The organism is Streptomyces sp. NPDC001153 (assembly GCF_053598315.1).
Window position 1 is genome coordinate 205,931 of record NZ_JBSFJZ010000012.1, and the last position, 16,198, is coordinate 222,128.

At 70.2% G+C, this 16,198-nt stretch carries 15 protein-coding genes; 9 read left to right on the forward strand and 6 right to left on the reverse strand.

Annotation, left to right across the window (positions count from 1 at the left end; all coding sequences use genetic code 11):
- Positions 1-7: 7 nt before the first annotated feature.
- Positions 8-739, reverse strand: coding sequence for an HAD family hydrolase (locus ACWDEN_RS16425; RefSeq protein ID WP_351620809.1), 732 nt, complete (start codon positions 737-739; stop codon positions 8-10).
- 41 nt (positions 740-780) lie between these two features.
- Here ACWDEN_RS16425 and ACWDEN_RS16430 point away from each other — a divergent pair, with 41 nt between their 5' ends.
- The gene (locus ACWDEN_RS16430; protein WP_069778531.1) at positions 781-1,065 is read left to right on the forward strand and encodes a type II toxin-antitoxin system RelE family toxin; all 285 of its coding nucleotides are present in this window, start codon (positions 781-783) and stop codon (positions 1,063-1,065) included.
- A gap of 60 nt (positions 1,066-1,125) precedes the next feature.
- On the opposite strand, the gene gltX is transcribed toward ACWDEN_RS16430, so the two are convergent.
- The 3 genes from gltX to ACWDEN_RS16445 form a co-directional block, all read right to left on the reverse strand.
- Positions 1,126-2,610: a glutamate--tRNA ligase gene (gene gltX / locus ACWDEN_RS16435; protein ID WP_450859489.1), complete on the reverse strand. Its 1,485-nt coding sequence runs from the start codon at positions 2,608-2,610 to the stop codon at positions 1,126-1,128.
- Complete coding sequence (locus ACWDEN_RS16440) at positions 2,603-3,388, reverse strand: fumarylacetoacetate hydrolase family protein (protein ID WP_351620804.1); 786 nt, start codon at positions 3,386-3,388, stop codon at positions 2,603-2,605. The genes gltX and ACWDEN_RS16440 overlap by 8 nt, the downstream gene beginning before the upstream one ends.
- A 199-nt stretch (positions 3,389-3,587) precedes the next feature.
- Positions 3,588-3,782: a hypothetical protein gene (locus ACWDEN_RS16445; RefSeq protein ID WP_351620801.1), complete on the reverse strand. Its 195-nt coding sequence runs from the start codon at positions 3,780-3,782 to the stop codon at positions 3,588-3,590.
- A 572-nt stretch (positions 3,783-4,354) separates the two neighbouring features.
- Between ACWDEN_RS16445 and ACWDEN_RS16450 the strand changes: the two genes are divergently transcribed.
- The 8 genes from ACWDEN_RS16450 to ACWDEN_RS16485 all read left to right on the forward strand — a co-directional run bounded on the left by ACWDEN_RS16450 (position 4,355) and on the right by ACWDEN_RS16485 (position 14,938).
- Positions 4,355-8,182 (forward strand): nitrate- and nitrite sensing domain-containing protein, encoded by a 3,828-nt coding sequence (locus tag ACWDEN_RS16450; RefSeq protein ID WP_450859490.1) that lies wholly within the window; start codon positions 4,355-4,357, stop codon positions 8,180-8,182.
- A gap of 9 nt (positions 8,183-8,191) precedes the next feature.
- Positions 8,192-8,605, forward strand: a complete 414-nt coding sequence (locus ACWDEN_RS16455) for a roadblock/LC7 domain-containing protein (protein WP_023546525.1) — start codon at positions 8,192-8,194, stop codon at positions 8,603-8,605.
- A 111-nt stretch (positions 8,606-8,716) separates the two neighbouring features.
- A complete protein-coding gene (locus ACWDEN_RS16460) occupies positions 8,717-9,115 on the forward strand; it encodes a DUF742 domain-containing protein (RefSeq protein WP_030168425.1) in 399 nt (132 codons plus the stop codon).
- The gene (locus ACWDEN_RS16465; RefSeq protein WP_351616939.1) at positions 9,096-9,671 is read left to right on the forward strand and encodes a GTP-binding protein; all 576 of its coding nucleotides are present in this window, start codon (positions 9,096-9,098) and stop codon (positions 9,669-9,671) included. The genes ACWDEN_RS16460 and ACWDEN_RS16465 overlap by 20 nt, the downstream gene beginning before the upstream one ends.
- 389 nt (positions 9,672-10,060) lie before the next feature.
- Positions 10,061-13,285 (forward strand): nitrate- and nitrite sensing domain-containing protein, encoded by a 3,225-nt coding sequence (locus tag ACWDEN_RS16470; RefSeq protein WP_450859491.1) that lies wholly within the window; start codon positions 10,061-10,063, stop codon positions 13,283-13,285.
- A 10-nt stretch (positions 13,286-13,295) separates the two neighbouring features.
- Positions 13,296-13,709, forward strand: a complete 414-nt coding sequence (locus tag ACWDEN_RS16475; protein ID WP_004983065.1) for a roadblock/LC7 domain-containing protein — start codon at positions 13,296-13,298, stop codon at positions 13,707-13,709.
- 97 nt (positions 13,710-13,806) lie between these two features.
- A complete protein-coding gene (locus ACWDEN_RS16480) occupies positions 13,807-14,376 on the forward strand; it encodes a DUF742 domain-containing protein (protein WP_351616945.1) in 570 nt (189 codons plus the stop codon).
- Positions 14,357-14,938, forward strand: coding sequence for a GTP-binding protein (locus ACWDEN_RS16485; protein ID WP_031224757.1), 582 nt, complete (start codon positions 14,357-14,359; stop codon positions 14,936-14,938). Before ACWDEN_RS16480 ends, ACWDEN_RS16485 begins: the two co-directional genes overlap by 20 nt.
- A 126-nt stretch (positions 14,939-15,064) precedes the next feature.
- Here the strand turns inward: ACWDEN_RS16485 and ACWDEN_RS16490 are convergent, their stop codons facing one another.
- Both ACWDEN_RS16490 and ACWDEN_RS16495 read right to left on the reverse strand, forming a co-directional pair.
- A complete protein-coding gene (locus ACWDEN_RS16490) occupies positions 15,065-15,259 on the reverse strand; it encodes an acyl-CoA carboxylase subunit epsilon (protein WP_351616948.1) in 195 nt (64 codons plus the stop codon).
- 57 nt (positions 15,260-15,316) lie between these two features.
- A partial coding sequence (locus ACWDEN_RS16495; RefSeq protein WP_450859492.1) for an acyl-CoA carboxylase subunit beta occupies positions 15,317-16,198 on the reverse strand: 882 nt, incomplete at its 5' end.

Genomic DNA, 16,198 nt, shown 5'->3' on the forward strand with positions numbered 1-16,198 from the left:
AAGAACATTACCCGAAGGTGGACGGGGCTCCAAAACGGGTATCCGCGCGGACGAGCGCGGGGAGTTCGGCGAGGGTCGAGATCCGGCGGCAGACGACCTCCCCGACGTCCTGCGCCGAGCCCGTCCCGCGATCGATCCACACGGACAGCAGCCCGGCCTCGGCGGCGCCCCGCCCGTCGATCTCCGGGTGGTCTCCGACGTACGCCACCTCGTGCGGAGGCAGCCGCAGCGCCTCGCAGACCGCCAGGAAGGCGCCGGCCTCCGGCTTGGAGACGCCCAGCTCGGCGGCGCACAGCACGACCTCGAAGCGGTCGAGGAGGCCGAGGGTGCGCAGCTTGTGCTCCTGGACCGTGAGGCTGGAGTTGGACAGCACCGCGTGCCGGTGGCTGGTGGAGAGGGCCTCCAGGGCGGGCAGGACGTCCGGGAAGACGCTCCAGGCGGCCTCGTAGTGCCCTATGTACCGCTGGAACCAGGCGTCGCACTCGGCGTCGGTCAGATCCGCGTCCAGGAAGACCCGCACGCGGTCGCGCCGCTGCCCCTCGAAGCTGACCTCCCCGACCGAGAACCGCGCCCACTGCCGGTCGGTGATCTCCCGCCACCGGACGAGGGCCTGCTCGGGGCTGTCGTACCCGGCGAGCAGCCCCTCCACGGCCAGATGCGCCCGCATGCCCTCCCGGTCGGCGCTCGTGTAGTCGAACAGGGTGTCGTCCACGTCCCAGACCACGGCTCTGATCGTCATGCCACCGACGGTACCGCCGAACGGCTGGCACACTGGTCCGCATGAGCGAGTACCGCGTCCAGTTCACCGTCGAGGCCCGTGCGACGTTCGACGCCCTGCCGGCAGAACGTCGAGCGCAGTTGGACAGGGCCGTACGGATACTGGCCCGTGACCCGTTCCGGAAGACATCGACCGCGCAACTGGGCCCTGACGAGCATCTGCGCAAGGCGTATGTGGCCCCGGGCGTCATGCTGGAGTACATGGTGGCCGGCGCGATCATGGTCATCGTCGTGCTGGAGATCTTCGACGAGAGCGCCTATCTGATCGACGAAGCCGACGCCCAGTGACCGACGCAACAGGGGCGGCACCCGGAACACACCGGGTGCCGCCCCTGACGCATGGGCCGGCTACGCGCTCAGCTTCACCAGCGCCGCGTCGATCCGGGCCAGCGTCTTCTCCCTGCCCAGGACTTCCAGGGACTCGAAGAGCGGCAGGCCGACGGTGCGGCCGGTGACGGCGACGCGGACCGGGGCCTGGGCCTTGCCGAGCTTGAGGCCGTACACCTCACCGGCGGCCAGGACGGCCTCCTTCAGGGACTCGGGGGAGGTCCAGTCGGCCGCATCCAGCTTCTCGCGGGCCGTGCGGAGCAGGGCGTCGCTGCCCTCCTTCATCGCCTTGGCCCACGAAGCCTCGTCCTCGACCGGCTCCGGCAGGAAGAGGAAGTCGACGTTGTCGGTGATCTCCGACAGCACCTTCAGGCGGGTCTGGGCGTGCGGGGCGATCGCCTGCCACTTGGCCTCGTCGAAGGCCTCGGGCGCCCAGGGGGCGAAGGGGGCCTTCAGCCAGGGGCGGCAGCGCTCGGTGAACTCCTTCACATCCAGCATGCGGATGTGGTCGCCGTTGATCGCCTCGCACTTCTTCAGGTCGAAGCGGGCCGGGTTGGGGTTCACGTCGGAGATGTCGAAGGCGGCGACCATCTCGGCGATCGTGAAGACGTCCTGGTCCGCGGAGAGCGACCAGCCCAGCAGAGACAGGTAGTTGAGCAGGCCCTCCGGCAGGAAGCCCTGCTCGCGGTAGAGGTTCAGCGACGACTGCGGGTCCCGCTTGGAGAGCTTCTTGTTGCCCTCGCCCATCACGTACGGCAGGTGGCCGAACTCGGGGACGCCCTTCGCGATGCCCAGCTCCGTCAGCGCCTTGTACAGCGCGATCTGGCGCGGGGTGGAGGAGAGCAGGTCCTCGCCGCGCAGGACGTGGGTGATCTCCATCAGCGCGTCGTCGACCGGGTTGACCAGCGTGTACAGCGGGGCGCCGTTCGCGCGGACGATGCCGTAGTCCGGCACGTTCTCCGGGGTGAAGGTCAGCTCGCCGCGGACCAGGTCGGTGAAGGTGATCGTCTCGTCCGGCATCCGGAAGCGGACGATGGGCGTACGGCCCTGGGCCTTGTACTCCTCCACCTGCGCCTCGGTCAGGTCGCGGCAGTGGCCGTCGTAACCCGAGGGCTTCCCGGCGGCGCGGGCGGCCTCGCGGCGGGTGTCCAGCTCCTCCTGGGAGCAGTAGCAGTGGTAGGCGTGGCCGGTGTCCAGGAGCTTCTGGGCGACGTCCCGGTAGATGTCCATGCGCTGCGACTGGCGGTACGGCGCGTGCGGGCCGCCGACCTCGGGGCCCTCGTCCCAGTCGAAGCCGAGCCAGCGCATCGCGTCGAGCAGCTGGTGGTAGGACTCCTCGGAGTCGCGGGCGGCGTCGGTGTCCTCGATGCGGAAGACCAGGGTGCCCTGGTGGTGCCGGGCGAACGCCCAGTTGAACAGGGCGGTGCGGACCAGGCCCACGTGCGGGTTACCGGTGGGCGAGGGACAGAAACGGACGCGTACGGGTGAGCCGGGTGCGCTAGCCACGCTTGACAACCTTGTTGGTGAGAGTGCCGATGCCTTCGATGGAGACGGCGACCTCGTCGCCGACGTTCAGGGGGCCGACCCCCGCGGGGGTGCCGGTGAGGATGACGTCGCCGGGGAGCAGGGTCATGGCCTCGGAGATGTTGACGACCAGGTCCTCGATGGGGTGGACCATCTCGCTCGTACGGCCCAGCTGGCGCTGTTCGCCGTTGACGGTGAGCTGGATGGTGAGGTCGTTCGCCCGTTCGAGGGCGAGGCCGGTCTCCACCCAGGGGCCGAGCGGGCAGGAGGTGTCGAAGCCCTTGGCGCGCGCCCACTGCTTCTCGCGCTTCTGCACGTCGCGGGCGGTGACGTCGTTGGCGCAGGTGTAGCCGAAGATCACGTCTTTGACGCGCTCACGCGGGACCTCGCGGCACATGCGGCCGATGACCACGGCCAGCTCGGCCTCGTGGTGCAGTTCCTCGGAGAAGGAGGGGTACTGGATCTCGTCGCCGGGGCCGATCACCGAGGTGGAGGGCTTGAAGAAGGCGAAGGGGGCGTCCGGGACCTCGTTGCCCAGCTCACGCGCGTGCTCGGCGTAGTTGCGGCCGAACGCCACGACCTTGTTGGGCAGGACCGGCGGGAGCAGCCTGACCTTGCTCAGCGGCACCTTCGTGCCGGACAGCTCGTAGTCCGCGAACGGGATGCCCTTGATGATGTCGAGGACGAGTTCGTCCTGCTTGTCGCCCTCGACCGCGCCGAAGGCTACGTTCCCGTCGATGGAGAACCTGGCGATGCGCACGGGATCCTTGCGCCCCTTACTGAGAACCGGCGTACTGACGCCCCAGGTTAACCGGTGGGAATCCAGGTTCGCGGTCTCCGGCGTGCGCCCCGGGGGCCGTGCCGCGGGCCGTGCGGCGCGCCGGCGGCCGTGGGAACGCGGCCGCCGTGGTTCAGCGCATCGGGCGAGGCCCCCGCCCGTCACTCTCCGGCCGTGGCCGTTACTCTCCGGCCATGGCCGTCGCGCCGACCGGGACGTCCACCAGCACCGTGCGCCGGGGGTTGGCCGTCTGGGCGGGGAGGTCGACGGAGTGCTCCGGCTGCTGGGGCGTCCGCAGTTCGCCGACGTCCTTCAGATGCGCCAGGGTGGTGCGTCGCGGGTTGGCGATCCGGTGGAACATCATCGTCGTCTTCACGGTTGTACGCGTCCTAGTCCTGTGTCGGCGGGGTTACAGAGAGGTCCCTCATGTAAAGCGTCAGGCTAAACATCCAATTCCCTGCCGAAGGCGCCAACTGCCCACGAGGTGCGTGTGAGTTTGCTCACGACCTCGCGGACAATTCGGTCAAATCCGACGGGCAATATGCCCTAACGAAACGGACATTGACCATCTGAAGCCATCATTCCGCTCCTGATCATGGCGACTCAGACACCAGGCACCGACCGCTGACTCACACGGATACGCCCGATATGTTCGGGATCGGCCTCCACGGCTGGTGACGTGGCACTCACAGCCCGTCACGTAGGTCACAGCTCGGGGTACGGCCCTTGTTGGAGATCCGGCACTGTGCTGGAATTCCACGGACCGCCGCGGGAATCGAGCCGGCGCAAGGGGCGCGAAGCAGCGCCGTAGCGGCGGCCGAGACAGGGGGGAACCAGCGCCGGTCACTCAAGACCACCGGGGGGCGTATTCAGGGCGCTCTCCACAACGCCGACACCGTGTCCCTCCGTTCGCGCGGAGGGGCGCCTGGTCCAGAGGTTGCGACGCTAGTGCAGGGACGTTTCAAGAGGGATGGCAGCGCTTCGGCGGAGCCGGAGTCGCACGACGGGACTGGCCCCATGAAGGGCAGCTCCTCGCCCCAGCACGCCCAGAACCCGGGCCCGGCCCCGTCGGCGGACGGCGGTGAGCGCGGCGGACGCCCCGGCGTGTCGGCCTCGTCGGCCTCCATCGGGACCGGCAACTCCGGCGCCACCCCCGCGCCGGCCATCAAACCCGCCAAGGGCTCCAGCGGCCCCGGCTCCCGCATGGCCCTGCGCAACTGGCGCATCTCCACGCGCCTGGTGTCGCTGCTCGCGCTGCCCGTGGTCGCGGCGACCTCGCTGGGCGCGCTGCGCATCGACCAGAACATCACCGACATCCAGCAGCTCGACAACATGAAGCTGCTGACGGACATGACCAAGCAGGCCACCGAGCTGGCGGCCGCTCTCCAGGAGGAGCGCGACCAGTCCGCCGGTCCCCTGGCGCACGGCCTGAACGCGAGCGACTACACGGTCAAGGGCTACCGGGACAAGACCGACCGAGCGCTGGCGAACTTCGAGAACTCCACCCAGGAGATCGACGCCGCGAGCAAGGGCGGCCAGCTCCAGGGCGTGCGTGACAACCTCGTCGGCATCTTCAACCAGCTCGACCAGCTGGCCAAGATCCGCAAGGGCGCCTACTCCTCGCAGGGCAACTCGACCCAGACGATCGAGTCCTACCACCGGCTCATCACCCAGCTGATCGACCTGTCCCAGGACATGGCCCAGGCGTCCAGCAACCCGGAGATGATCTCGCGCACCCGCGCCCTGGCGGCCTTCTCCACCGCCAAGGAGTACGCCTCCGTGCAGCGCGCCACGATCGCCGCCGCGCTGCCCGCGACCACGTCGACCAAGGGCGACCTCTCGACGAACGACCGCCTCTACGGCCAGTCGGCGTACCAGAGCGAGAACTCCGAGATCGCGATCTTCCGGAAGATCTACGCGAACAACAACGCCGAGGAACTCCTCAAGCCGATCGACGAGGGCAACCCGACGATCGAGTCCGCGGACACCTACGCCAAGCGCGTCTTCGACTCCCCCGACGGCCTCCAGAGCCTGAACGCCCGCTCCTACCGCGACTGGGTGGACGACAGCTCGACCAAGATCGAGCAGATGAAGAAGATCGAGCACACGCTGCTCGAGGAGATGGAGCAGAAGGCCCGCGAGCTGAAGAGCGCCACCCAGCAGGACGCCATCATCTCCGGTGCGCTGATCCTGCTCGTGCTCGGTGTGTCGCTGGTCGGCGCGTTCATCGTGGCCCGGTCCATGATCCGCTCGCTGCGCCGCCTGCAGGAGACCGCGACCAAGGTCGCCCAGGACCGCCTGCCCGAGCTGGTCAAGCAGCTGTCGGAGTCCGACCCTCAGGACGTCGACACCTCCGTCGAGTCGGTCGGTGTGCACTCCCGGGACGAGATCGGCCAGGTGGCCGCGGCCTTCGACGACGTGCACCGCGAGGCGGTCCGCCTGGCCGCCGAGCAGGCCCTGCTGCGGGGCAACGTCAACGCGATGTTCACCAACCTCTCGCGCCGCTCCCAGGGCCTCATCCAGCGCCAGCTGTCGCTCATCTCCGAACTGGAGTCCCGCGAGGCCGATCCGGACCAGCTGTCCTCGCTGTTCAAGCTCGACCACCTCGCGACGCGTATGCGCCGTAACGGCGAGAACCTCCTCGTCCTCGCGGGTGAGGAGCCCGGCCGCCGCTGGACCCGCCCGGTCCCGCTGGTCGACGTGCTCCGCGCCGCCGCGTCCGAGGTGGAGCAGTACGAGCGCATCGAGCTGGCCGCCGTGCCGACCACCGAGGTCGCCGGCCGCGTGGTCAACGACCTCGTGCACCTGCTCGCCGAGCTGCTGGAGAACGCCACCTCGTTCTCCTCGCCGCAGACCAAGGTCAAGGTCACCGGTCACGCGCTGCCCGACGGCCGCGTGCTGATCGAGATCCACGACACCGGTATCGGCCTGTCCCCCGAGGACCTCGCGGCGATCAACGAGCGGCTCGCCTCGCCGCCCACCGTGGACGTGTCGGTCTCCCGCCGCATGGGCCTCTTCGTGGTCGGCCGGCTGTCCCAGCGGCACGGCATCCGCATCCAGCTGCGCCCGTCCGACTCCGGCGGTACGACCGCGCTGGTCATGCTGCCCGTGGACGTGGCCCAGGGCGGCAAGAAGCCCACTCCGGGCAAGCCGGGCGCGCCCGCGACCGGTGGCCCGGCCGCCGCGCAGGCGGCCGCCGGCGCGGCCGCGGCCCGGCGCCAGACGGGCAACGGGGGCGGTGCCCTCGGCGGCGCTCCGACCGGTGGCGGTCTGCTCGGTGCGGGTCCCGCTCCGCGCGGCCAGGTCGGTGCCGGCCAGGGTCCCCGGGCCGCGCTGCCCGGCACGGGCCAGGGCGGCCGTCCCGGTGCGCCGGGCGGTGCCCGCGGTCCCCAGGGCGGCGGCCTCGGTGCTCCCGGCGGTCCCGGTCTCGGTGGCCGGAAGGTGCCCGCGGGTGCCGGTGCGGGCGGCTTCGGCGGTCAGGCGCCCGGCGCCCCGCAGGGCCTGCAGGGCGCGAACCCGGGCGGTCCGCAGCAGGACGCCTTCGGCAGTGACGGCTTCGGCGGCCGCGGCCCGCAGCGGTCCGGCGCCGGCTCCGACCAGGGCCGCCAGCCCCAGCTGCCGCCGCGCGGCGGCCCGCGGGCCGAACTGCCCGGCGGTGACCAGCAGTCGCGCACCCCGGACTGGAGCGACCCCCCGGCCCCGCTGTCGCGTGCCTCGCTGGACGCCCCGCGCGGCCACGACGAGCAGGGCCCGGCGCACACCGCGCGCATGCCGCGCGTCGACGACCGGCAGGGTCCGGGCTCGACCGCCGAGATACCGGCGATACCCCGGTTCGACACTCAGGGCCCGGCGGCCACGGGCGAGTTCCCGCGCCCGGACCTGAACGGCATGAACGGCCTGGGCGGTCCCCAGAACACCGGCCAGTTCGCGCGGCCCGAGAACCCGCAGCAGACGGGCCAGTTCGCACGCCCCGAAAACCCGCAGCAGACCGGGCAGTTCGACCGCCCCGGCGGCGGGGAGGACTCGGGTCAGTTCGTTCGCTCCGACGTCTTCGGCACCCCGTCGGCGCGGCCGGACGACAACGCCCGGAACACGGGCCGGAACACCGGCCAGTTCGCGGCCCCGCAGGGCTTCGACGGCGGCTACGACGGCAGCTCCACGGGCCAGCACGCCCTGCCCGGGCGCCAGAACCCGGCGCACACCGGTCAGTTCGAGCGCCCGCAGCCGGCCGGCCGGGGCGACTTCGGCGCCCCGCGTCCGCAGGCTCCGCACGCCCCGCAGCAGCAGCGTCCGGCACAGCGTGAGCCGGAGGCGCTGCCGCCGGCCAGCGGCCCGATCGACGGCCGTACCCCGCTGTACGACACGCTGGAGACCAACTGGTTCCACGGCGGTCCGCAGCAGCAGGCCGCACCGCAGCAGGCGCCCGCCCCGGCTCCGCAGCGTCCCGCGGGCGCGGGGGCGGCCGGCAACGGCTCCACCACCGGCTCCTGGCGTACCTCGCCGAACGACGAGATCGTCCGCCAGGCCGAGCGCGTCCGCCAGCCCGCGGCGGGCGGTATCACCACCTCCGGCCTGCCGCGCCGGGTGCCCCGGGCGAACCTCGTCCCGGGCACGGCTCAGCAGCAACAGCACCAAGCCGGTCCGCAGGTCTCGCGTGCGCCTGACGACGTACGCGGGCGGCTGACCAACCTCCGTCGGGGCATCGCTCAGGGCCGTCAGGCCGGCAGCGGCCAGACCGGCAGCTTCCCGAGCCCCACTCACCAGCAGGAGCGTTAGTTGAGTCCGATGAGCCAGGCGGCACAGAACCTGAACTGGTTGATCACCAACTTCGTGGACAACACCCCCGGGGTGTCCCACACAGTGGTGGTCTCCGCCGACGGCCTTCTGCTGGCGATGTCCGAAGGCTTCCCGCGGGACCGCGCCGACCAGCTGGCGGCCGTCGCGTCCGGGCTGACCTCCCTCACGGCCGGGGCCTCCCGGATCTTCGAGGGCGGCACCGTGGCGCAGACGGTCGTCGAGATGGAGCGCGGGTTCCTCTTCCTGATGTCCGTCTCGGACGGGTCGTCCCTCGCGGTCCTGGCCCACCCGGAGTGCGACATCGGCCTCGTCGGCTACGAGATGGCACTGCTCGTCGACCGCGCAGGGGCGGTACTCACCCCGGACCTGCGCGCCGAACTCCAGGGCAGTCTGCTTCACTGACCGCCCCCGGCACCACCCACCTCACGAAAACACCGTCCGGCCGCCACAATCCCCCCACCGGCCCCGTCCGACGGCTTGACTGACCGACTTGCTGTCCCGCCCGGAGGATTCATGACCCCGCCCACCGCCCATCACGATCCGTATGCGGAACCGTACGGGGACGAGGGCGACCAGCCACTGGTACGGCCGTACGCGATGACCGGTGGCCGGACCCGGCCGCGGTATCAGCTCGCCATCGAGGCGCTGATCAGCACCACGGCCGACCCGGCAGCGCTCATGGGACTGCTCCCGGAGCACCAGCGCATCTGCCACCTGTGCCGTGAGGTCAAGTCGGTCGCGGAGGTCTCCGCGCTGCTGACCATGCCGCTCGGGGTGGCCCGGATCCTGGTCGCCGACCTCGCCGAGGCCGGCCTGGTCGCCATCCACCAGCCAGGTGGCGACGAGAACAACGGCGGCGCACCGGACGTGACGCTGCTCGAAAGGGTGCTCAGTGGACTTCGCAAGCTCTGACGCGGGCCGGGCCACCACCTCCGCGAAGATCGTGGTGGCGGGCGGCTTCGGCGTGGGCAAGACCACGTTCGTCGGCGCCGTCTCGGAGATCAACCCGCTGCGCACAGAGGCCGTCATGACGTCCGCTTCGGCCGGCATCGACGACCTCACCCACACCGGGGACAAGACCACCACCACGGTGGCCATGGACTTCGGCCGTATCACCCTCGACCAGGACCTGATCCTCTACCTGTTCGGCACCCCGGGTCAGGACCGGTTCTGGTTCATGTGGGACGACCTGGTACGCGGCGCGATCGGCGCGGTGGTGCTCGTGGACACCCGGCGCCTGGCCGACTGCTTCCCGGCCGTCGACTACTTCGAGAACAGCGGCCTGCCCTTCGTCGTCGCCCTCAACGGCTTCGACGGCCAGCAGCCCTACGCCCCCGAGGAAGTGCGGGAAGCGCTGCAGATCGGCCCCGACACCCCGATCATCAGGACCGACGCCCGGCACCGCGCGGACGCCAAGAGTGCGCTGATCACGCTGGTCGAGCACGCCCTGATGGCACGGCTCAAGTAGCACACACGTACGCACTCAAGTGCGACGACATGTACGGCAGTTGCCTTGAGGGCGCCGGAGCCGACTGTGGCCTTTGACACGGTCGGCTCCGGTGTTCATAACAGTTCGGCAGAGGAATCCCCCGGCACCACCACGCGACGCGGTCGCGCAGTGCCGCTGTGCTCACAATCGCCCCGCCTTTTGCTGGGGCTCGCTCTTTATGACCGTTTTATCTGGGCGTTGCAAGAGCGTGGCTCAGGGGTTTCCGCTGTTTGGAAGAGCACTGGTCCCCGTGCTGGAATGCCTGAACTGCCCAATAGTCAAAGACGTACTCAGTAGTCGATGACGAACCGGGCTCTGAGAGACTGCGGCACGACGTAGGTGCCGACCGCCGAGAGGTTGTTGGTCGAGTGAGGCGAAGCAAGAACGGTCCCGAGCCGTCGGCGCGGGGCAACTTCACCCCGCCGCCGCGCGCTGCGGCGCCCACCCCTGTGACCGGTGCGGAGCCGGCGGCCGCGCCCGCGCCGAGCGGCGGCCGGTTCTCCCCGCGCAACTGGCGCGTGCCGACCAGACTGAACGCGATCCTGCTGATACCCGTGGCGGTCGGTCTCGTCATGGGCGGCTTCCAGGTGAAGACCTCGATCGACACCTGGCAGCAGGCCCGCGACGCCGAGAACACCGCCCGCCTGGTGCGCGCCTCACTGTCGTACGCCAACGCGCTCGAGAACGAGCGCGACATCACCGCGGCACCGCTGCTGAAGGGCAAGCTGGCGACCGCCCAGGACAAGGCGACCATCACGGCGGCCCGCAACGCCACCGACCAGGCCGCCGACGCCTTCGACCAGGCCGCGCAGAACATGCCGCACCAGTCCGGCCTGGAGCGCCGGCTGAAGCTGTTCCGCGAGGCCGAGCCCTTCCTGCAGACGCTGCGCGCCGCCGCGTACACCTCCAAGTTCACCGGCGTGCAGACCGAGGAGGGCTACGTCAAGGTCGCCCACCCGCTGATGGAGTTCGCCAACGAGCTCGGTCTGGGCACCGGCAACATCACCTCCTACGGCCGTACCGTCTACGCCATGTCGCTCACCAAGGCGGCACTGTCGCTGGACCGCTCGATCGGCATGCACATGCTGTTCAAGCCGGGTCCCGACGCCCCCAACCTGGCGAGCCAGCGCGTCGCCCTCTCCTCCTACGCCTACCTCGAGGGCATCGCCGTCGAGGAGTACATCGGCGGCGGCACCGAGGCCGACGCGGCGAAGCTGGACACGGCGAAGAAGGACATCCAGGCCAAGGCCGTGGGGATGGTCCAGCAGGCCAAGGCCAAGGACCCCGCCTACGTCGCGCCGCCGTCCGACCCGAAGGACATGGTCACGGCCCTCGCCACGCTGGACTCCACCAGCACGGCCGCGCGCCAGCAGCTCGCGCTCAGGGGCATCACGCCCCAGAACTGGTGGGCGGTCAACACCCTCAAGTTCGACGCGTACCGCACGATCGAGTCGGACATGGCCGACAAGGCGGTGAACGAGGCCTCCGGCATCGCGGACGACGCCAAGAACTCCGCGTTCATCACCGGTGCCGTCGTCGTGGTCGCTCTGCTGCTCGCCTTCATCCTGGCCGGTGCCGTGGCCCGCCAGATGAGCCGTTCGATGCGCCAGCTGCGCAACGCCGCCTTCGGCATCGCCGAGCAGCGGCTGCCGATGCTGGTCGACCAGCTCTCCCGCACCGACCCCGGCCGGGTCGACACCCGGGTCGCCCCGATCCCGATCACCACCAAGGACGAGATCGGCGAGGTCGCCCGCGCCTTCGACCAGGTCCACCGCGAGGCGGTCCGGCTGGCCTCCGAGCAGGCCCTGCTGCGGGGCAACATCAACGCGATCTTCACCAACCTCTCGCGCCGCAACCAGTCGCTGATCGAGGGCCAGCTGACCCTGATCACCGACCTGGAGAACAACGAGGCCGACCCGGACCAGCTGGAGAACCTCTTCCGCCTGGACCACCTCGCGACCCGTATGCGCCGCAACGGCGAGAACCTCCTGGTCCTCGCCGGCGAGGAGCCCGGCCGCCGCTGGGACCAGCCGGTCCCGCTGGTCGACGTGCTGCGCGCCGCCTCCTCCGAGGTGGAGCAGTACGAACGCATCGAGCTGTCCGGCGTCCCCGAGGCCGAGATCCACGGCCGCGCGGTCACCGACCTCGTGCACCTGCTGGCCGAGCTGCTGGAGAACGCCACCACGTTCTCCTCCCCGCAGACCAAGGTCCGCGTCACCGCGACCCGGCTGCCCGACGGCCGCGTCATGATCGAGATCCACGACAAGGGCATCGGCCTGACCGCCGAGGACTTCGCGGACATCAACCACAAGCTGGCCAACCCGCCGACCGTGGACGCCGCGATCTCCCAGCGCATGGGCCTGTTCGTGGTCGGCCGGCTGTCCGACCGGCACGGCATCCGCGTCCAGCTGCGCCCCTCGGGCGAGCAGGCCGGCACGACCTCGCTGGTCATGCTGCCGGACGCGATCACGCACGGCGGTGGCGGCGAGACCCCGCTGGACCGCGAGGAGTTCACCGTCTCGCAGATCATCCCGGAGCAGCAGTTCCAGGGGGAGAACTTCACCCAGGCGCAGCCCATGCGCACCGCCGCCGAACTGGGCTTCGACGACAGCCGGTACGTGGACGTCCCCGACGACATCCGCGACCTGGACCCCGTCGGCCGCTCCCTGATGCGCGAGGAGCGCCGTGCGGCCCTGGAGGCACAGGCGCACGGCCAGCAGCCCGCGCTGCCGCAGCAGGAGGCCACGGAGGCCCCCACCGGCTACTCCGACCCGCTGTTCGACGAACAGCCGGCGTACCAGGAGCCCCGGCAGCCGTCGTACGAGGAGCGGTCCTACCAGGAGCAGCCGCAGCAGACGTACGAGGAGCAGGCCTACGCGGAGCCGCAGCAGGCCTCGTTCGAGGAGCAGTCGTACGACAAGCCGTACGACGAGCAGTACTACGCCTCCAACGGCGGCTACCCGGACCCCGCGTACGCGGAGCCGGCCGCGAGCCCGTCGTACCAGGACGACTGGCCGCAGCAGCCCCAGCAGGACGGCTACCAGAACGGCTACCCGGCTCATTACGCTCCGGAAACGGAATCCTCGCAGGCCGCTGACGCAGGTGAGCGGAACCGCGTAGGCTTCGACCGTCCGGGACCGGCCTCTCCCGCCGCCCACGAGCTGACCGACGCCGGGCTGCCCCGCCGCGGATCCGTGGCGAGCGGTTCCAACGGCTCGGGTACCTCGGGTGGCGCGGCGCGCGGGCAGCAGGAAGCGCCGGCTCCCGCACCGGGCAACACTCCGGGGACGAACGGCGACAGCGGCTGGCGCTCGCAGAACGACGAGCGGTGGCAGCAGGCGGCGCAGCTCCGGAAGCCCAAGGCAGGCGGGGTCACCGCCTCGGGCCTGCCGCGGCGGGTGCCCAAGGCCAATCTGGTCTCGGGTGCCGCCGAAACCACCCCCCAGGGGGGCCCACAGGTCTCCCGCGCCCCGGAGGACGTCCGGGGCAGGCTGAGCAACCTGCGTCGGGGCGTCCAGCGCGGACGCAGCGCAGGCAGTGAAACGAACGGCCAGGGCTTCGGTCCTGACAGCACCTACAACCAGGAGCGTTAGTGTGAGCCCGATGAGCCAGGCGGCACAGAACCTGAACTGGTTGATCACCAACTTCGTGGACAACACCCCGGGGGTGTCCCACACGGTGGTGGTCTCCGCCGACGGACTCCTTCTGGCGATGTCCGAAGGCTTCCCCCGCGACCGCGCCGACCAGCTCGCGGCCGTCGCCTCCGGTCTGACGTCTCTGACGGCAGGCGCCTCCCGGATCTTCGAGGGAGGCAGCGTGAATCAGACGGTTGTGGAGATGGAGCGGGGATTCCTCTTCATCATGTCCATCTCTGACGGTTCGTCGCTCGCTGTCCTGGCCCACCCGGAAGCGGACATCGGCCTCATCGGGTACGAGATGGCCCTTCTGGTGGACCGCGCGGGCACGGTCCTCACCCCGGATCTCCGCGCGGAGCTCCAGGGAAGCCTTCTCAACTAATTAAGGGACGATGCGTATTCGCGTCCCGTGGCCGTAAGGTTTCGGGACGCGGCTCCACACGGATGGGTGCCCGACGCAGTCGGAGGAGGAGAAGAGAGTGGCAACACCCCCAGGCGGTTCGAATTCGGGAAACTGGTCGTACGGCCCTGCCCAGGGTCAGGGCGACGGTTCCGCGAACCGGTACAACTTCCCCTCCGCCCCGAGCCACCGGCAGCCGTACGCCCCGCAGGGCCCGGGCCCCTCGCCGTACGACCAGCCCCCGGCCCCGCGCATCCAGCCGGTGCAGCCCCAGCGCCGCCCCGAGCCGGCGCCGGCCACGGCGTCCAACAACCCCTTGGTGCGTCCGTACGCCATGACCGGCGGCCGGACCCGCCCGCGCTACCAGCTCGCCATCGAGGCACTGGTGCACACCACCGCCGCTCCGCACCAGATGCAGGGCCAGCTGCCCGAGCATCAGCGGATCTGCAACCTGTGCCGGGAGATCAAGTCGGTAGCCGAAATCTCCGCGCTCCTGACAATCCCCCTCGGCGTGGCCAGGATCCTCGTCGCCGACTTGGCGGAGGCGGGCCTGGTCGCCATCCATCAGCCCGGCGGCGACGAGAACGCCGGTGGCCAGCCAGACGTGACACTGCTCGAAAGGGTGCTCAGTGGACTTCGCAAGCTCTAGCGGCGGTCCTTCCCGCTCCACCACCTCCGCGAAGATCGTGGTGGCGGGCGGCTTCGGCGTGGGCAAGACCACGTTCGTCGGCGCCGTCTCGGAGATCAACCCGCTGCGCACAGAGGCCGTCATGACGTCCGCTTCGGCCGGCATCGACGACCTCACCCACACCGGAGACAAGACCACCACCACGGTGGCCATGGACTTCGGCCGTATCACCCTCGACCAGGACCTGATCCTCTACCTCTTCGGTACGCCGGGTCAGGACCGGTTCTGGTTCATGTGGGACGACCTGGTACGCGGCGCGATCGGCGCGGTGGTGCTCGTGGACACCCGGCGCCTGGCCGACTGCTTCCCGGCCGTCGACTACTTCGAGAACAGCGGCCTGCCCTTCGTCATCGCCCTCAACGGCTTCGACGGCAACCAGCCGTACAACCCCGACGAGGTCCGCGAGGCTCTCCAGATCGGCCCCGACACCCCGATCATCACGACCGACGCCCGCCACAGGGCTGACGCCAAGTCGACGCTGATCACGCTGGTGGAGCACGCTCTGATGGCCCGCCTGCGGTAGACGATCGTTCATGAGGAACCCCGCGCCCCTTGAGGGCGCGGGGTTCTTTCGTCGGTGCGCAGACAGCGGGAAGGGCCCCTCCGCAGTGGAGGGGCCCTTCTTCTGTGGTCTGCTGAGCGGCGCGGTCTAGCCGTGCCAGCTGTGCGGCGCCCGGAAGCCGCCCTCGCGTTCCAGGCGGCGCCAGCCGGCCTTGGCGCGTCGGTGGGTGTGGACCGCAGGCGTCGGCTGGGCGGCGGCGCGGGCCAGGAGGACGGCCGTGATGGCGGCGACTTCCTCGGGCTCGGCGTGGCCCTTCTCGACGCGGATGTCAGGAGTGCTCATGGGTGTCAGTCTCCGTGAGAGAGAGGTCCGCGGGGTTGCCGCGGCGGGTCCGCTCGGTTACTGCGGGGGGTTGCCGTGCTTGCGGGAGGGCAGGTCGGCGTGCTTGGACTGCAGCATGGCCAGGGACTTGACCAGGACCTCACGGGTCTCGGCGGGGTCGATGACGTCGTCCACGAGGCCGCGTTCGGCCGCGTAGTACGGGTGCATCAGCTCGGCCTTGTACTCCTTGACCATCTTCTGGCGCATGGCCTCGGGGTCTTCCGCGCCGGCGATCTGGCGACGGAAGATGACGTTCGCGGCGCCTTCCGCGCCCATGACGGCGATCTCGTTGGTCGGCCAGGCGTAGGTGAGGTCGGCGCCGATCGACTGGGAGTCCATGACGATGTAGGCACCTCCGTACGCCTTGCGCAGGATCAGCGAAATCCTCGGCACGGTCGCGTTGCAGTAGGCGTACAGCAGCTTCGCGCCGTGGCGGATGATTCCGCCGTGCTCCTGGTCGACACCGGGGAGGAACCCCGGCACGTCCAGGAAGGTGACGATCGGGATATTGAAAGCGTCACACATCTGGACAAAGCGCGCAGCTTTTTCACTCGCCTCGATGTCCAGAACGCCGGCGAGGACCTGCGGCTGGTTGGCGATGATGCCGACGACCTGGCCGTCCAGGCGGCCCAACGCGCAGATGATGTTCCGCGCCCAGCGCTCGTGGACCTCCAGGTAGTCACCGTCGTCGACGATCTCCTCGATGACCTTGGCCATGTCGTACGGCCGGTTGCCGTCGGCCGGGACCAGGTCCAGGAGGACGTCACTGCGGCGGTCCGCCGGATCGGAGGAGTCCACCCGGGGCGGGTTCTCGCGGTTGTTCTGCGGCAGGAGCGACAGCAGGTACCGCACCTCGGCGATGCAGGTCTCCTCGTCGTCGTACGCGAAGTGGCAGACGCC

Excerpts from the sequence above, each read along its gene's own strand:
- ACWDEN_RS16425 (WP_351620809.1), bottom strand. The coding sequence starts at position 739 with ATGACGATCAGAGCCGTGGTCTGGGACGTGGACGACACCCTGTTCGAC.
- ACWDEN_RS16430 (WP_069778531.1), top strand. The coding sequence starts at position 781 with ATGAGCGAGTACCGCGTCCAGTTCACCGTCGAGGCCCGTGCGACGTTC.
- ACWDEN_RS16455 (WP_023546525.1), top strand. The coding sequence starts at position 8,192 with ATGAGCCAGGCGGCACAGAACCTGAACTGGTTGATCACCAACTTCGTG.
- ACWDEN_RS16460 (WP_030168425.1), top strand. The coding sequence starts at position 8,717 with ATGACCCCGCCCACCGCCCATCACGATCCGTATGCGGAACCGTACGGG.
- ACWDEN_RS16475 (WP_004983065.1), top strand. The coding sequence starts at position 13,296 with ATGAGCCAGGCGGCACAGAACCTGAACTGGTTGATCACCAACTTCGTG.
- ACWDEN_RS16490 (WP_351616948.1), bottom strand. The coding sequence starts at position 15,259 with ATGAGCACTCCTGACATCCGCGTCGAGAAGGGCCACGCCGAGCCCGAG.